Here is a 16076-nt window from a genome sequence, read left to right on the forward strand (position 1 = left end):
AACACGTGCCGGTTACTGAGACCGAGATCTGAGCGCTCGCGTGCTAACTGCCGGCATGTTCGACGAACTGCTCGGCTCAGCCCTGCCGTTGGTCGATAGCGCCAGCCACAAGAAGATTTCAGGAAGCCGGCGATGAAGCCCTAAACCGCCATATACGCCGTCTTCAGCGCCTCGCTCTTGGCGATCTCGGCGGCGGGGCCGTTGGCGATGACGCGGCCGTTCTGCATGACGTAGGCGGCGTCGGCGATCTCCAGGGCGCGCTCGACCAGTTGCTCGACCAGCAGGATGGTGGTGCCGCTGCCGCGCAGGCTGAGGATGGCGGCGAACACCTGGTCCACCAGCAGCGGCGACAGGCCGAGCGAAGGCTCGTCCAGCATCAGCAGCTTGGGGTCGCGCATCATCGCCTGGGCGATGGCCAGCATCTGCTGCTGGCCGCCGGAGAGGGCGCCGGCCAGGTCGTGGCGCTTCTCCTTCAGGATGGGGAACAGCTCGTGCACGCGCTCCACGCGGCCCGCGAAGTCCGCCTTGCTGAGGCTCGTGCCATAGGCGCCGAGCTCGAGATTGTCGTCGACGGTCTGGCTGCGGAACAGGCGCCGTCCCTCGGCCACGTGCAGCAGGCCGGCATCCACGATCGCATGCGGCTTGGCGCGGCCGATGTCGCGTCCGTCGAAGACGATGCGGCCCTTGCTGGGCGTCAGCAGGCCGGAGACGGCGCGCAGCAGCGTCGATTTGCCGGCGCCGTTGCGGCCGACGAGGGCGACGACCGCCCCCTTCGGCACCGCCAGGCTGAGGTTCTCGATCACGCCGACGTGGCCGTAGCCCACATCCACCGTTTCGACCGACAGCAGTTTGTCCGCCATGGACTGTCCTGGGTTCGATATCGGCTTCATGACGCGGGCGCGCCCTGCACCGCCCGCTCGCCCATGTAGGCGCGCTGCACTGCCGGATCGGCGAACACTTCGCTCGGAGCGCCGGCCGCCAGCACGCGGCCACGATCGAGCACGATGACGTGGCTGGCAATGCTCGCCACCAGGTCGAGATGGTGCTCGACGATGACGACCGTGGCGCCGAGATCGCGAATGCGGCTGATCAACTGCTCAAGCTTGTCGAGCTCGACCATGGAGAGGCCGGCGGCGGGCTCGTCGAGCATGAGGAGACGCGCCCCGCCCATGAGCGCGCGGGCGATCTCCACAAGCCGCTGCTGGCCGTGCGGCACCTCGCTGGCGAGGTCCTCGGCCCGGTCGGCGATGCCGACGAAGTCGAGATAGCCGAGCGCCTCGGCCCTGAGCGCCGCCGCCTCGCGCCGGGCGCGCGGCAGCCGCAACACGATCTCCGGCAGCCAGGCTCGCTCGCGCGTGAAGGCGCCGAGCAGCACGTTGTCGACGATGGAGAGGTCGTTGAGCAGGCGCGGCGTCTGGAAGGTGCGGCCGAGCCCGAGGCCGGCGACGGCCTGGGCGCTCATGCCGCGCGTCTCGCGCCCGTCGATCTGGACCGTGCCCTCGTCGCGCTCGTAGAAGCCGCCGACCACGTTGAGCAGCGTCGTCTTGCCGGAGCCGTTGGGGCCGACGATGGCGCAGCAGGTGCCGGGCCCGGCCCTGACGGCGACGTCATCCAGCGCGGCGACGCCGCCGAAGCGCTTCTTGAGTCCCTCGACCGCCAGCGCGGCGCCGGCGATCGGCGGATGGGCCACCGGAGCGGCGGCCGACGTTGCCGCCGCCGCCCCGGGGGCTCCGCGCGGGCGGGCCGTCAGCCGCCGCACGCCGGCGTTCAGCGCGCCGACCAGACCCTGGGGCGCAAACAGCATCAGCACCAGCAGGATGCAGCCGTAGACCAGCATGCGCCAGCTTTCGAGGCCGTGCAGCAGTTCCGGGATGAGGAAGAACACCAGCGCGCCGAACACCGGCCCCCACAGCGTGCCGAGGCCGCCCAGCACAACCGTGAGCAGGAAGAAGATGGAGAAGTCGGCGGTGAAGTCGTCGGGCGTCACCACCGTCTTCTGCACGGCGAAGAAAGCCCCGGCGATGCCGGCGAAGGCGGCCGCCACGATGAAGCCGAGCATCTTCAGCCGCTGGGGCGAGGCGCCCGCGGCCAGCGCCGCCGCCGGCGTGTCGCGCACCGCGACGAAGCCGCGGCCGAAGCGGGATTTCACCATATTGCGGACGATGAGGAAGCAGACGATGGCGGTGCCGGCGACCAGCCAGTAGAGCGCCTTTTGGCCGAGTTCGAAGCCGAAGAACTGGGGCGGCGGCACGCCGATGACGCCGGCGAAGCCCTTGGTCAGGCCGCGCCACTCCACGATCATCTTCTCGAACACCAGCGCGAAAGCGAGCGTTATGAAGGCGAAATACCACGTCGTCAGCCGGAACGACGGCAGCGCCATCAGCACGCCAAGGCCGGCCGAGAGCACGATGCCGACCACGGCGGCAGCCCAGAACGACCATTGGTGGTCGACGGTGAGCAGCGCGGTGGCGTAGGCGCCGATGGCGAGGAAGGCGGCGTGACCGAGGGAGACCTGGCCGACATAGCCGGCGAGCAGGTTGAGGCCGATTGCGGCGACCACATAGACGCCGAGCTGCGTCGCCACGTAGAGCAGATAGCTGCCGCCGCTCAGGAAGAACGGGACCGACAGCGCGGCCGCTGCGAACGCGAGTTGGGCCACGACGGGCAGGTAGCGCATGCGGGTGGGGGAGGGAGCGGTGCTTGCCATCTTACACCGTCCGCGTGAAGGGGCGTCCGAACAGCCCGTGCGGCTTGAGCAGCAGCAGCGTCAGCACGAGTACGAAGATAACGGCTTCCTGGTAGCCGGGCGACAGCACCGAGGCGCCGATGGCTTCGGTCAGCCCGATCAGGTAGCCGGCGATGAGCGCTCCGCGGTTGTTGCCGATCGAGCCGACGGCCGCAGCGGCGAAGCCCTTGAGCAGCAGCGACGGCCCGAGCGCGGTGGAGGCATAGAGGATCGGTGCCGCCAGTACGCCGGTCAGGCCGGCGAAGGCGCCGCCCAGGAAGAATGACCAGCGGCTGAGCTTGGCCGGATCGATGCCGCGCAGCAGCGCCGCCTCCCGGTCCTCAGCCGTTGCCAGCACGGCCTTGCCGTGCCGGGTGCGGTAGACCCGCTCGATGGCGAGCACCATCACGAAGGTCACGATGATCAGGGCGATCTGGTAGGAGTTGATCTGGATGCCGGTCCAGTCGAGGGTCTGGGTGGAGAGCAGCGGCGGCGGCTCGACCATGATCGGATCGGGTCCCCAGACACGGCCCACCAGGTTGGAGATGATCAACGACACGGCAAGCGTGGTGATCACCCAGCCAGTGTTGTGCTGCGATTTGGCCAGAACCGGCGCAACCGCGATGCGCTCCTCGATGAGGCCCAGAATGCCGACCGCGACGAGTGCGACGGCGAGCGCCCCGATCCACGGCAGCCCCATCAGCGTCGAGGCGCTGGCGAAGACCATGGCGCCGAGCATCACCAACTCGCCTTGGGCGAAGTTGAAGACGTTGGTCGGCCGGTAGAGGATGTTGAAGCTCACGGCGACGAGGGCATACAGGCTGCCGTTGACGAGGCCGCGGACGAGGGTGTCGATGTCCATGGGAGGCGCTTTCGGTGCGCTGGATTATTGGCCGGGGGCCCGTTCGCGGAAGCTGCCCATGGCCTGCGGGTCCTGGCCCGAGGCCACCGAGGCGAGCACCACGTCCTTGATGTCGATGCCGCAATGGTTGTCGGGCGTGAACGAGAGGTTGCCGACGAGGCCCGGGAAGTTGCGGGTGCTGTCGAGCGCCTGCTTGACCTTGTCGACCTCGAAGCTCTTGGCCTGCTCGACGGCCGCCTTCAGCAGGTAGACGAAGTCGTAGTAGGGGCTGGAAGCGACGTTGACCTCGTAGCCCTTGGCCTCGGGGATCGCCAAGAGCTTCTTGGCGAGAGCGACCTGCCGCTCGCCGGGCTTCTGCTGATCGGTCCAGGTGAAGTTGCGGTAGTAGGTGGCGAAGACGTTCTTGATCGCGTCGGGCGGCACCAGTTCGAACAGCGCCGGCAGGAACAGGCCGCTGTGGCCGGTGACCGGCGGGAACCACTTCAGCGTCTTCATGGTGTTGAAGATCATCGCCGCGTTGGGGACGTTGGCGATCCAGGCGATGACGCCCTCGGCACCCTCCTTCTGGAGGTTGCGGACGTAGGCGCTGAGGTCCGGCGCGGTGATCGGATAGACTTGGACGCTGACCGGATCGATGCCGAGGGCCTTGAGGGCCGCCTTGGTGGAGGTCGTCGCCTGCTCGCCGAAGGCGGTGCTCTCCTGGAGAATGCCGACCTTCTTGATCCCCAGGTTCTTGACCATGTAGTTCGCGCAGACTTGGCCTTGCTGGTCCGTGTTGTACATGAGCTGGTAGTGATACGGGTAGCGCTTGCCGTCCCCCGCCTCGGCCGCCGCAGCATAGGTGGACTGGATGATCTTGGCCCGGGTGGTGGCGGCCAGCGACGCCAGGGACTGCGAGCTGCCGGTGGGGCCGACGGCGAAGTTCACCTCGGCCTCGTGCAGCTTGCGCACGATGGCCGGCTCCTTGGCCGGGGACGCCTCGTCGTCCTCCTCGAACTTCGAGATCGGCCGCCCGAGGATGCCGCCGGCCTGGTTGATCTCGTCCACGGCGATGCCGCCGCCGAGGTAGAGCGGCGCGAACGACGTCACCAGCCGGCCCGTGGTCGGGCGCACCCAGCCGATCTTGACGGCTTCCCCGGCCGCCCGCGCATCACCGCCGAACAGCGGGGATGCCAACGACGCACCGGCCGCGGCAGCACCCAGCCGCGCTGCGGTGCGCAGCAGCGAGCGCCTATCGATGCTGCCGTCGCCACGCAGGTCAAATGCGGCCGAAAAAGGCATGAGGTCCTCCCAGGTAGGCTCACTCTCGCGGCGCCTCTGGATGCGCTCGCAGTTCGTTGCGGCGCACCTTAACACTTGCTAGCCAACCAGCAAGTGCTAGAAACGCGGAATGACGCTCGACGGCGCCGACCGGACCGGCAAACTTCCCGCGGGCGGCCGCACCCAGGCCGAACGCCGCCGCTCGTCCGATCGGCGGATGATCAAGGCCGCCATGCAGCTGATCGCCGAAAAGGGCGTCGCCGGCACCTCACTCGCCGAGATCGGCATCGCTGCCGGCTACAGCCGCGGGCTGCCGGCCGAGCGCTTCGGCACCAAGCTCGGCCTGATGGAAGCGGTGATCGACTCGATGGAGGCGTGGTTCGCCCGCCACGCGCCGATGGCAGTCGGCGACAGCCGCGGCCTGGCCGCGGTGCTGGCGCGAGCCGACGCGCATGTGGAGGGCGCCCTGCGCAGCCCGATCGCGACGACGGTGCTTTATTCACTCTCGCTCGATTCGATCCAGGTCTTTCCCGAGCTCCGGCGCCGTGCCGTGGCGCTCAACGACAGCTTCCGCGCGGGTTTTGCGCTCCATCTGCGCGAGGCGCGGCAGGCCGGCGAGATCCCGGCGTCGGTCGATTGCGATGTCGCTGCCGCGCTGATCGTGAGCCTGCTGCGCGGTATCTTCATGCAGTGGCTGACCGACCGAGGCCACACCGACCTGGCGGCGGTGCGCCCCCAGCTCATTATGTTCATCACCCATGCCCTCGCCGGCGCGCCGCCCGCCGCGAGGACGATCAATCGGCGTGCGCGACAACGGAGACCATCAGGTGAGCACGAGTGACCTTCTGTCCGAAATGCCGGGTAGCGTCGTGTCGATCGAGAAGACCGTCGGCGATTCGGTCGAGGCCGACGAGACCATCCTCGTCATCGAGGCGATGAAGATGGAAATCCCGGTGGCGGCGCCGCGCGCCGGCAAGATCTCCACGATCCTCGTCGGCCCCGGCGATCAGATCTCGGAAGGGCAGAAGCTGGCCGTCATCGAGTTCTGACGAGAACACACAATAACAAGAGCGGGAGGAACCGGTGAGCACGCAGAACAGGCTGGACGACGTCGACGTCTACGTGGTGCGCAATCTGATCGACAGGCACGCGCGCGAGCGAGGCGAGCGCCCGTTCGCTCTCTTCGCCGACGACAGCACGTGGTCTTATGCGCAACTGCGTGACATCGTCCGGCGCGTCGCCGCCGGCTTCGAGGCGCTGGGCGTGCGCCAGGGCGACCACGTCCTGTCGTGGCTGCCCAACGGCCCGCACGCCATCACCGTGTGGTTTGCGCTGAACTACATCGGCGCCGTCTACGTGCCGGTGAACGTCAGCTATCGCGGCGGCGTCCTCGCCCATGTCATCGCCAATTCCGGCGCCCGGCTGATGGTGGCCGACCAGCGCCTGGCGGAACGGCTGAACGACGTGGACAAGGCCGCCCTCCAGACCCTGGTCTCGATCGGCGAGCCGCTGCCCGCCGTCGCCGGCCTCGCGGTGCTGCCGGAAGCCGTGCTGATGGGCGCCACCGGCAGCCCGTCGGAGCCGCCCCGGCCGATCGCGCCTTGGGATACCCAGACCATCATCTATACATCCGGGACGACGGGGCCGTCGAAGGGCGTGCTGTCGTCCTACCGCCACGCCGGCGCCATGTCGGAAGCGCTGGACGCGGTCACGGCGGACGACCGGGCGCTGGTCAACCTGCCGCTGTTCCACGTGGGCGGCACCAATGCGGTGTACCGCATGCTGATGCTCGGGGGCTCCGTCGCGGTCGTCGAGGCCTTCGATACGGCGACGTTCTGGGACACCATCCGGCGCACCGGCACCACGACCATGACGCTGCTCGGCGCCATGGTGCCGTTCCTGCTGAAGGAGCCGCCGAGCCCGCGCGACCGCGACCATACGCTCCGGCAGGCGACCATGGTGCCTTACAGCGAGGATGCGCCGGAGTTCACCCGGCGCTTCGGCGTCGACATCTACACGGTCTTCAACATGACCGAGATCGCCTGCCCGATCATCTCGGTGAAGAACCCGCCGGTACCCAAGACCTGCGGCCGGGTGCGCGCCGGCTTCCAGGTGCGCATCGTCGACGAGAACGACATCGAGGTGCCCGTCGGGCAGGTGGGCGAGCTGATGCTCCGCGCCGATACGCCATGGACCCTCAACCACGGCTACAACGCCAATCCGGAGGCCACGGCGCGCGCCTGGCGCAACGGCTGGTTCCATACGGGCGACGCCTTCCGCCGCAACGCCGACGGCGACTTCTTCTTCGTCGACCGCATGAAGGACGCGTTGCGTCGGCGGGGCGAGAACATCTCCTCCTTCGAGGTCGAGCAGGAGCTCCTGTCGCACCCGCAGGTGCGCGAGGCGGCGGTGCTGGGCGTACCCTCGGAGTTCGGCGAGGACGAGGTGCTGGCCGTCATCGCGCCGGTTGCCGGCGCCGATCTCGATCTCGCCGACCTCATCGCCTACCTGACGCCGCGGCTGGCGCATTTCATGGTGCCGCGCTTCATCCGGGTGCTCCCCGAATTGCCCAAGACGCCGACCCAGAAGGTGGAGAAGTACCTGCTGCGCGGCCAGGGGGTGACCGAGGACACCTGGGACCGGGAGGCGGCCGGCATCCGCATCAAGCGCGAGAGGCTCGGCAACACCAAGCTCGCCCTCACCTGAGGACGGCGCCCTCCCCACAACGCCCTGCAACCGCCGGCGCGGCCTCGACCGCGCCGGCCCCGGTGCCCAGACGGAGACACGTACTTGCGTCATGATTTGAAGACGGTGGTGGAGGCGCAGAAGGCGCGCCTCGACGAGGCCCGGCCGGTGGCCGTCGCCAAGCAGCGCAAGCGCGGCCGCCTGACGGTGCGGGAGGCCATTGCCGGCCTCGCCGACGGCGACAGCTTCGTGGAATACGGCGGGCTCACCCGCCCGGCCACCGCCGGCATGGAGGGCGCCGCCGACGGCCTGGTGATGGGCACCGCCAAGGTGGAGGGCCGGCCGGTCGATCTCGTCGCCTACGACTACACGGTCTACGCCGGCACCCAGAGCGCCTTCAACCACGCCAAGATCACCCGCATGTACGAGCATGCGGAGAAGCATCGCCTGCCGGTGATCTCCTGGCTCGACGGCGGCGGGGCCCGCCCGCACGACATGCACGTGACGGGGCGGCCGTCGACGCCCACCTTCGTGGTGTTCGCACGCCTGTCGGGCTGGGTGCCGACCGTCGGCATCGTCCCCGGCCGGGCCTTCGCCGGCCACGCCAACCTCGCTGGGCTCTGCGACATTCTGATCGCGACGCCGGATTCGGCCATGGGCATGGCGGGGCCGCCGCTGGTCGAGGCGGCGCTCGGCACGCGCTTCACGCCCGAGGAAATCGGGCCCGCCGCGGCGCACCTGGCGTCCGGCGTCATCGACGTGCTGGTCGACGACGACACCCAGGCGATCGAGGTGGCCAAGCGCTATCTCGCCTTCTTCGATCTCGCCCGCGAGCCCGGCGAAGCGCACGACCAGACGCCGCTGCGCGAGATCGTGCCGGACAGCCCGCGCCGCGCCTACAACGTGCGCAAGGTCATCGAGACCCTCGCCGACAAGGGCAGCGTCCTGGAGCTCAAGGCGGCCTACGGCAAGGCCGGCGTCACGGCGCTCGCCCGCATCGGCGGGCGCACCGTCGGCGTCATCGCCAACCAGCCGATGTTCCTCGCCGGCGCCATGGACACGCCCTGCTGCATCAAGATGGCGCGCTTCATCCAGCTGTGCGATGCCTTCGACATCCCGCTCGTGGTGCTCTGCGACACGCCCGGCCTGATGGTGGGACCCGACGTGGAGAAGACCGGGCTGATGCGCCACAGCGCCCGCGTGCTCTCGGCGCTCGCCAACGCCACCGTGCCCGTCATGACGGTGGTGCTCCGCAAGGCCTACGGCCTGGGCTATTACATCATGGGGTCGCGCCCGCTCGATCCGGCGATCCTGCTGGCGTGGCCGACCGCCGAATTCGGCGGCATGGGGCTGGAGGGCGCCGTCAACATCATCAACAAGCGCGAGCTTGACGAAGCGCCGACGCCGGAGGCGCGGGCGACCCTGCACGCGGAGCTGACGGCGGCGCTGAAGAAGTCGGGCACCGCCGTCGAGAGCGCCGCCAAGTTCCTCTACGACGACGTCATCGATCCGGCCGATACCCGCTCGATTCTGATCAAGACCCTCGACACCTTGCCGGTGCCGGCCCAGCGGCCGCAGCGGAAGCGCATCATCGATCCGTTCTAGTCAGCACGCTCCCACGCCCAGGACCACGGCGCCGGCTGTCAAGCCGGCACCGGCGGCGGCCAGGAGCAGGCGCTCGCCCGGGCGGAAGGCGCGCTCGCGGTGGGCCATCGACAGCGACAGCGGGATGGTCGCCGCGGAGGAATTGCCGAACTCGGCGATGGTGGAGACCGTCCGCTCGGGCGCCAGCCCGAGGTTCGCCGAGACCGCTTCGAAGATGCGGATATTGGCCTGGTGGGGCACGAAGCGGTCGATTTCGCCCGCCGGCAGCCCGGCGAGCGCCAGGGCGCGGTCCGCGCACCGCGTCATCAGGCGCACCGCCTGGGAGAAGACGGCCTTGCCGTCGCTCATGGTCATCAGCAGTTCCTGCGGATCCATGCCGGGGGCGAAGGGCCGGGCGCTGCCGCCGGCGGGCACCTTGATCAGGTCGTAGTGGTGTCCGTCAGCGGCCAGGTCGGCGCCGAGGAGACCGCAGCCCGGCTCATGCGACGGTGCCAGCACGACGGCGCCGGCCGCATCGGCGAAGATGATGGCGCTTGCCCGCTCGTGGGGGTTGATCCGCCGGCTGAGGACGTTGGCGGCGACCACGAGGACGGGCCTGCCTTGCGCCCGCACGAAGCCATCCGCCAAGGTCAGCGCGTAGAGGAAGCCCGAGCAGGCGCCCGCCAGATCGACGGCGCCGGCGCCGGCAAGGCCCAGGCGATGGGCGAGCATCGGCGCCGAGGGCGGCAAGAGGTGGTCGGGCGTCGATGTGGCGAGCAGCGCCAGGGCGACGTCCCCGCGTGCGATCCCGGCATCGTCGAGCGCGGCGGCGCCGGCCCTGACGGCCATATCGGTCAGCGTCTCGCCGGGGGCGGCCCACCGCCGCGCCCGGATGCCGGTGCGCCGCTCGATCCACCCGGGCGCGAGGCCCAGCCGCTCCTCGATCTCGGCGTTCTCGACGCGCCGGTCCGGAACATAATGGCCGAAGCCCACGGCACGGCTCGCTGGCCAAGCGGTCATGGCGCCGTCCCGGCGATCATGTCGGCGGCCTCGCCGATTGCCGCGTAGGCGCGGTCGAGATCGCCGGCCGTCACGCAATAGGGCGGCATCAGGTAGATGACGTTGCCGAGCGGGCGAATGAGCAGGTCCCGCTCGCGGAAGAAGGCGCGCAGGCGCGGCCCGACATCCGAGAGATATCCCGGCGCCGACACGTCGAGGTCGAGCGCCGCGATGGTGCCGGTGAGGCGCACGTTGGCGAAGCGCCGGTCGGACCGGAAGGGGGCCAGCCGCTCCCGGTGCATCCCCTCCAGCGCCGCGATGCGTGCGGCAACCGGCTCGCTCCGCCAGACCTCGAGGTTGGCGAGCGCGGCGGCGCAGGCGATCGGGTTCGCCGTGTAGGAGCTGGAATGGAAGAAGGCGCGGCTCAGCTCGGGCGACAGATGCGCCTCGAAGATCTCGGGCGTGCACAGCGTCGCCGCCAGCGGCAGCGCGCCCCCGGTGATCCCCTTGGATACGCACAGGATGTCCGGCGTGATCCCGGCCTGCTCGCAGGCGAAGAGCGTACCCGTCCGCCCCCAGCCGGTCATCACCTCGTCGACGATCATCAGCGTCCCATGCCGCACGGCGATCCGTTGCAGCTCGCTCAGTACGTGCGGCGGATACATCCGCATGCCGCCGGCGCCCAGCACGAGGGGCTCGACCAGCAAGGCGGCGACCGCCTCGCCGCGGCAGAGGCGATCGAAGGCATCGAGCGTCTCCTGCTCGCGGCCGGGCTCGGGAAACGGAATCGTCGCGACGTCGAAGAGCAGGGCGCCGTAAGCGGCGTTGAAGACCCCGCGCTCGCCGGCCGACATCGTGCCGATCGTATCGCCATGATAGCTGCCCTCCATCACTACGATGCGCGACCGCGGGATGCCGCGGTTGTGGAACGTGCTCAGCGCCATCTTCAGCGCCACCTCGACGGCGGTCGAACCGCTGTCGGAATAGAAGACATGGGCGAGACCGGGCGGCGCGAGGCGGATGAGCCCCTCCGCCAGGGCTTCGGCCGGTTCGTGCGTGTATTCGGCGAAGATGATCTGATCGAACGTGTCGCAGGCGGAGCGGATCGCCGCCATGATCTTCGGATGGCGATGGCGATGGGTGATCACCCACCAGGACGAGATCGCGTCGAGGACGGCACGGCCATCCTCGTCGACGAGATATGCGCCGTCCGTGCGGACGATCCGCTTCATCGCCGGCGTCAGGGCATGCTGGGTGAAGGGGTGCCAGACGGGCGATTGCGACGGGGAACTCATCAGACGGTCACCTGTTGCAGGAGCGTTGCGCCGAACGCTTCACGGAAGCTTCGGCGCAAGGTGTCGGGCGTCAGCGGATCGAGGCCCGGTAGCCGGCCGAGGCGGCGCGTAGCGCCCATCTCGGGGATGATCTGCTCGGTGTCGGGCTGGGCGTCGCCGATGAACGCGACGCCCAGGATGGGAATGCGCCGCTGGCGCATGGCCTCGAGCGACAGCAGCGTGTGATTGATCGTGCCGAGGCCGGTGCGGGCGCACAGGATCGTCGGCAGCTGCCAGCGGGCGAAGACGTCGGCGAAGGTGGTGCGAAAGGTCAGGGGCACGAGCAGGCCGCCGGCCCCTTCGATGACCAGCGGCGCGTCCGTCTCTGGCGGCTCCAGCGCGTCGGGCTCCATCGTCACCGCGTCGAGTGCCGCGGCAAGGTGGGGCGAGGCCGGCGTCCTGAGGCGCCAGGCCTCGGGTAGGATGCGATGGGGCGGGAGCTCACCGAGCCGCCGCACCGTCGCGCTGTCGGTCTCCCCGTCGAGGCCGGACTGGATCGGCTTCCAGTAGCTGGCGCCGAGCGCGTCGGCGAGGGCGGCTGCGAAGACCGTCTTGCCGATGCCCGTATCGGTGCCGGTTACGATGATGCGTGGGCTCATGAGGCTTCCTCCGCCAGAATCTGCGCCAGCCGGTCGAACATGCGCGCCACGGTGGCGGCGTCGACATGGAGCGTCACGGCGATGCGCAGGCGCGCCGTGTTGGCGGGAACCGTGGGCGGGCGGATGGCGCGGATGTCGAAGCCGTCCGCCTGCATGCGGGAGGCGATGCGGACGGTGCGGGCGCTGTCGCCGATGACGACCGGCAGGATCTGCGAGCCGCTTGCGGCGATGCCGAGGGCGTGGGCCTGCCCGTTGGCGAAGCCGATCAGCCGGTGCAATCGCTCCCGGCGCTCGGGCTCGTCCACCAGGACCTTCAGTGCTTCACGGACGCTCGCCGCCGCGAGCGGGGAGGGCGCCGTGGCATAGATGAACGGGCGAGCCTGGTTGATCAGGTGATCGCACAGCACGCGGCTGGCGCCGACCAGCGCGCCCACGACGCCGAGCGCCTTGCCGCAGGTGTGCAGGACGATGACGTTGTCGCGCCCCTCGAGCTCGGCGGCGAGCCCCCGGCCGTGGAGGCCGTGGACCCCGGTGGCATGGGCCTCGTCGACAACCAGGAAACCGTCGTGCCGGTCGGCCAGATCCGCCAGCTCGGGCAACGGCGTGCGATCGCCGTCCATGGAATAGATGCTTTCCACGACGATCCAGGGATGGCCTCGGCCGCCGGCAGCGCGCCATGTGCGGATGGCGTCGTCGAAGGCGTCGAGGTCGTTGTGGGGCACAGCGGCGGTGGCGGCCCGGCCGGCGACCAGCCCCGCGTGCGCGCTGGCGTGGATCAGTTCGTCATGGATCACGAGATCGCCGCGCTGCGGCAAGGCGGACAGGAGCGAGAGGTTGGCCGCGTAGCCGCTGCCGAAATACAGCATCCGCTCGGAGCCGAAGAAGCGCGCCGCCTCGGCCTCCAGCGCCTCGTGCTCGGGATGATTGCCGCGCAGGAGGCGCGAGCCGCCGGCGCCGACGGGCACGCCCCGGTCCAGCGCTGCGATCACGCTGGCCTTCAGACGGGGCGAGTCGGCCAGGGCCAGATAGTCGTTCGACGTGAAGTCGATGCCGCCTTGCGGCAACAGGAAGCGTTTCCGTCCCTTGCGCTCCAGGTGCTCCAGCGCCCTCGTGTAGCGCGCCGCTCGCTCCCGCCCCGTTTCGTCCCTTGGCATCATGATTTATAGATAAAATACCGTGTTGATCGTCGTTTCTCTCCACTTACGGCGAGACCGGGCATTCGTCATCTATTTTTTTAATAGATAATCTATATGCTACAATGCTCTGGAACGATGCGGCGTCGACTTTCGATAGCGGGAACCCGGCGCGGTCCCTCGGCGGGTGCAATGGGGGTGCGCGGCGCGTCAGCGCCTGGTCCAGACCGGCGGGCGACATTCGTTGAGCCCTGTCCGCCCGATCCTCCGTGCGGCTGATGCTGCCGATCTGCGCCTCAGCGCAGCCCAGCGCCTGCTCGAAGGTCATGTCCTGCATGGCGCGCGGCGCGTACTTGCCGCGGCGGATGGCCGTCGGGGACTTGTCGACGGGCCAGCAGCCAGTCGACCTGGCGTCGAACTCAGCTGCGGGCACGACATGGTTGACGAGGTCGTATTGCAGCGCCTCCGCCGCGGAGATCGGCTCACCGGCGACGCATCTCGGCAAACTTGAGGCGCGGGGCGCCGTCCGCAGCACTGCGGGTGATGCTGACGGGGCTTGCCCGAGCCATGGCGCTTTTCTCCCAGTTCGCCGCATTTCGAGATCCGCTCGTCGGCCGTCCGGTGGTGGCCGGCACCCCTGATTCCAGGACGTGCTCGACGGCCGGGGCACGGCAGGGGGAGCGTGCGTCATTGGCCGAAAGCGCATAGGCACGGCGTATCGTTGGCGTAAACTGTGCAGCAGGAGACGAAGCGCAGCGAGCGGCGCATCGAGCTAAGCGCGATGACCCGCTGGGCGAGGCAGGTGATCCGACGAAGTCGGGCGCGCCGGTCGTCACCCGCGGGGCACAAGGCCCTGCTTGCGGGAGGCAGCGAGAGCTTGGTCCAAGCTCATCTCATCCTGGCGAGCAGCGATGTGGCGGAACACTTCGACTGTATCGCCCACCAGATTCAAAGAATTGAATAAAACTGTCGGATCAGGTGATGTCGACGCGGAGGCGCAATGCTGGGGCGGCGCCTGGAGGGCTGCGTGGGTCTACGCCGGCCCACAGAACAACACGCCGAAGCGTCCCGCCGTGGCAAGTGCGTCGGTCAGACGGCAGTAGGATAGTAATAACCAAATCTGAAGTATTCGTTTGAAGAAATATTCCAGGGAGGGTGATGGAATGATCGGACGCACGTTGAAGCGGGCGCTGCTGGGCACATGCCTGGCCGCCGCGGCGGCCGGGGGGCCGGCATCATCGCCGGCCACCGCGCAAACGCAGGCGCAGCCCAACATCCTCTTCATCATGGGCGACGACATCGGCTGGATGCAGCCGAGCATCTATCATCGCGGACTGATGGTCGGAGAGACGCCCAACATCGATCGGATCGGCCGCGAAGGTGCGATGTTTACCGATTACTACGCGGAGCAGAGCTGCACCGCGGGCCGCAATGCCTTCTTTACCGGCATGCATCCCCTGCGAACCGGCATGATCCCGCCCCAACTGCCCGGCAGCATCTCCTACCTGCGGCCCGGCACGCCGGCCGTCGCGAAATTCCTGCTCGACCTCGGCTACAACACGGGCGAGTTCGGCAAGAACCACCTCGGCGACCACACGGATGCGCTGCCGACGGCGCACGGCTTCCAGGAATTCTGGGGTTACCTCTACCATCTCGACGCCATGCAGGGCGTCAGCTTCCCGGACATCAACAAGAGCGCGACGCAGCAGGGTATCGCGCCGCCGTGCAGGAACACGCCGGTCCCCGGCCTGTCCGACCCGCCCGACGCCGTGGACCCCGCGACCACGATCTGCCTGACGCCGCCGCGCCCGATCATCGCCTGCAAGTCGTCCGACGGCACCTCGAAGAATCAGACGTGCGCCGATGAGGGCCCGTTGACGCTCGACCGATCACGAACGGTGGACGAGGAGATCTCGGCCAAGGTCGTCGACTACCTCGATCGCAACGACCCGAAGAAGACCAACAAGCCATTCTTCGTCTGGTACAATCCAGCCCGCATGCACATCACCACGATGTTGTCGCCGAAGTACGAGGCGATGCTCGGCGAAAAAGGAGGCAAGGACTGGGGCATCAATGAAGTCGGCATGAAGCAGCTGGACGACAACATCGGCGTCGTCTTGAAGAAGCTGGAGGACATGGGCCAGCTCGACAATACAATCGTCGTCTTCACGACCGATAACGGCGCCGAGGTCATCACCTTTCCCGATGGCGGTGTCACGCCGTTCAAGGGCGGCAAGTTGACCACCTGGGAGGGCGGCATGCGTGCGCCGCTCGTGGTGCGCTGGCCGGGCCGCATTCAGCCGGGAACGGTCAAGACGCAGATGATGTCGTCGCTCGACTGGCTGCCGACCCTGGTCGACGTCGCGGGCGGCCCCAAGGGCGACGAGCTGAAGAAGCGGATCGAGGTGGGGGACTACCCGGGCATCGTGAAGACCACGCTCGACGGCTTCGACCAGCGCGACTTTCTCGAAGGCAAGGGCAATTCCGTGCGTGACACTTTCTTCTACTACACGGGCCCGACGCCGTCGGCGGTACGCTACAAGAACTGGAAGTTCTACTACACGATGGTCGGCGAGTGTCCGAGCTGCGGGCTGACCGGGGCGACGACCTACAAATGGACCCAGATCGCCAACATCAAGCGCGATCCCTTCGAGACGACGGTCGGCGACGACCAGAAGAGCCTCACCGCGGCCGGCGGTGCGCTCGCCGCACCGAGCACCGCCTACATCTACGACTGGAACATCCTGCCGATCGGCCAGCAGCTCTGGTTGCGGGAGCTCGAGACCTACCGCTCGTTCCCACCCATGCAGGATCCGGCAAGCTACAACCTCGAGCAGGTGATCCAGCAGGTCAAGAACGCCAAGACCACCAGTCACGCGGGCGAATAACGCGCCT

At 68.6% G+C, this 16076-nt stretch carries 14 protein-coding genes; 5 read left to right on the forward strand and 9 right to left on the reverse strand.

Annotated elements, in window-relative coordinates:
- Positions 1–140: 140 nt before the first annotated feature.
- Genes IEW34_RS22900 through IEW34_RS22915 form a run of 4 tightly spaced genes read right to left on the reverse strand, consistent with a single transcriptional unit; the run spans position 141 to position 4868 of the window.
- Positions 141–860, reverse strand: a complete 720-nt coding sequence (locus IEW34_RS22900) for an ABC transporter ATP-binding protein (protein ID WP_188611556.1) — start codon at positions 858–860, stop codon at positions 141–143.
- Between the two features lie 26 nt (positions 861–886).
- The gene (locus IEW34_RS22905; RefSeq protein WP_188611557.1) at positions 887–2707 is read right to left on the reverse strand and encodes a branched-chain amino acid ABC transporter ATP-binding protein/permease; all 1821 of its coding nucleotides are present in this window, start codon (positions 2705–2707) and stop codon (positions 887–889) included.
- 1 nt (position 2708) lies between these two features.
- Positions 2709–3587 carry a branched-chain amino acid ABC transporter permease gene (locus IEW34_RS22910; RefSeq protein ID WP_188611558.1) on the reverse strand — a complete coding sequence of 293 codons (879 nt, stop codon included), beginning with the start codon at positions 3585–3587 and terminating at the stop codon, positions 2709–2711.
- A 24-nt stretch (positions 3588–3611) separates the two neighbouring features.
- A complete protein-coding gene (locus IEW34_RS22915) occupies positions 3612–4868 on the reverse strand; it encodes an ABC transporter substrate-binding protein (RefSeq protein ID WP_188611559.1) in 1257 nt (418 codons plus the stop codon).
- 109 nt (positions 4869–4977) lie between these two features.
- Here IEW34_RS22915 and IEW34_RS22920 point away from each other — a divergent pair, with 109 nt between their 5' ends.
- The 4 genes from IEW34_RS22920 (at position 4978) to IEW34_RS22935 (ending at position 9137) form a co-directional block, all read left to right on the forward strand.
- Complete coding sequence (locus IEW34_RS22920; RefSeq protein WP_188611560.1) at positions 4978–5688, forward strand: TetR/AcrR family transcriptional regulator; 711 nt, start codon at positions 4978–4980, stop codon at positions 5686–5688.
- Positions 5675–5896 (forward strand): acyl-CoA carboxylase biotin carboxyl carrier protein subunit, encoded by a 222-nt coding sequence (locus IEW34_RS22925; protein ID WP_188611561.1) that lies wholly within the window; start codon positions 5675–5677, stop codon positions 5894–5896. Before IEW34_RS22920 ends, IEW34_RS22925 begins: the two co-directional genes overlap by 14 nt.
- A 34-nt stretch (positions 5897–5930) precedes the next feature.
- Positions 5931–7553: an AMP-binding protein gene (locus IEW34_RS22930; RefSeq protein WP_188611562.1), complete on the forward strand. Its 1623-nt coding sequence runs from the start codon at positions 5931–5933 to the stop codon at positions 7551–7553.
- Between the two features lie 84 nt (positions 7554–7637).
- The gene (locus IEW34_RS22935) at positions 7638–9137 is read left to right on the forward strand and encodes an acyl-CoA carboxylase subunit beta (protein ID WP_188611563.1); all 1500 of its coding nucleotides are present in this window, start codon (positions 7638–7640) and stop codon (positions 9135–9137) included.
- On the opposite strand, the gene IEW34_RS22940 is transcribed toward IEW34_RS22935, so the two are convergent.
- The 5 genes from IEW34_RS22940 to IEW34_RS22960 are packed head-to-tail and all read right to left on the reverse strand — an operon-like array spanning position 9138 to position 13716.
- A complete protein-coding gene (locus tag IEW34_RS22940) occupies positions 9138–10136 on the reverse strand; it encodes a beta-ketoacyl-ACP synthase III (RefSeq protein WP_188611564.1) in 999 nt (332 codons plus the stop codon).
- A complete protein-coding gene (locus IEW34_RS22945; protein WP_188611565.1) occupies positions 10133–11410 on the reverse strand; it encodes an adenosylmethionine--8-amino-7-oxononanoate transaminase in 1278 nt (425 codons plus the stop codon). Before IEW34_RS22945 ends, IEW34_RS22940 begins: the two co-directional genes overlap by 4 nt.
- Positions 11410–12048: a dethiobiotin synthase gene (bioD, locus tag IEW34_RS22950; RefSeq protein ID WP_188611566.1), complete on the reverse strand. Its 639-nt coding sequence runs from the start codon at positions 12046–12048 to the stop codon at positions 11410–11412. Before bioD ends, IEW34_RS22945 begins: the two co-directional genes overlap by 1 nt.
- Entirely contained in the window at positions 12045–13202 is a 1158-nt protein-coding gene (locus IEW34_RS22955) for an 8-amino-7-oxononanoate synthase (RefSeq protein WP_188611567.1), read from the reverse strand. Before IEW34_RS22955 ends, bioD begins: the two co-directional genes overlap by 4 nt.
- 46 nt (positions 13203–13248) lie before the next feature.
- Positions 13249–13716, reverse strand: a complete 468-nt coding sequence (locus IEW34_RS22960) for a Clp protease/crotonase-like domain-containing protein (protein ID WP_188611568.1) — start codon at positions 13714–13716, stop codon at positions 13249–13251.
- A 628-nt stretch (positions 13717–14344) separates the two neighbouring features.
- Here IEW34_RS22960 and IEW34_RS22965 point away from each other — a divergent pair.
- Positions 14345–16069 (forward strand): arylsulfatase, encoded by a 1725-nt coding sequence (locus IEW34_RS22965; RefSeq protein ID WP_188611569.1) that lies wholly within the window; start codon positions 14345–14347, stop codon positions 16067–16069.
- The last annotated feature ends 7 nt before the right edge of the window (positions 16070–16076 follow it).

Origin of the sequence: Chelatococcus reniformis, from assembly GCF_014640075.1 — a bacterium.
In the GTDB taxonomy this organism is placed as follows: Bacteria; Pseudomonadota; Alphaproteobacteria; order Rhizobiales; family Beijerinckiaceae; genus Camelimonas; species Camelimonas reniformis.

Coding starts and splice junctions, on each gene's coding strand:
- IEW34_RS22900 (WP_188611556.1), bottom strand. CDS start 860: ATGGCGGACAAACTGCTGTCGGTCGAAACGGTGGATGTGGGCTACGGC.
- IEW34_RS22905 (WP_188611557.1), bottom strand. CDS start 2,707: ATGGCAAGCACCGCTCCCTCCCCCACCCGCATGCGCTACCTGCCCGTC.
- IEW34_RS22910 (WP_188611558.1), bottom strand. CDS start 3,587: ATGGACATCGACACCCTCGTCCGCGGCCTCGTCAACGGCAGCCTGTAT.
- IEW34_RS22915 (WP_188611559.1), bottom strand. CDS start 4,868: ATGCCTTTTTCGGCCGCATTTGACCTGCGTGGCGACGGCAGCATCGAT.
- IEW34_RS22920 (WP_188611560.1), top strand. CDS start 4,978: ATGACGCTCGACGGCGCCGACCGGACCGGCAAACTTCCCGCGGGCGGC.
- IEW34_RS22940 (WP_188611564.1), bottom strand. CDS start 10,136: ATGACCGCTTGGCCAGCGAGCCGTGCCGTGGGCTTCGGCCATTATGTT.
- IEW34_RS22945 (WP_188611565.1), bottom strand. CDS start 11,410: ATGAGTTCCCCGTCGCAATCGCCCGTCTGGCACCCCTTCACCCAGCAT.
- bioD (WP_188611566.1), bottom strand. CDS start 12,048: ATGAGCCCACGCATCATCGTAACCGGCACCGATACGGGCATCGGCAAG.
- IEW34_RS22955 (WP_188611567.1), bottom strand. CDS start 13,202: ATGCCAAGGGACGAAACGGGGCGGGAGCGAGCGGCGCGCTACACGAGG.
- IEW34_RS22965 (WP_188611569.1), top strand. CDS start 14,345: ATGATCGGACGCACGTTGAAGCGGGCGCTGCTGGGCACATGCCTGGCC.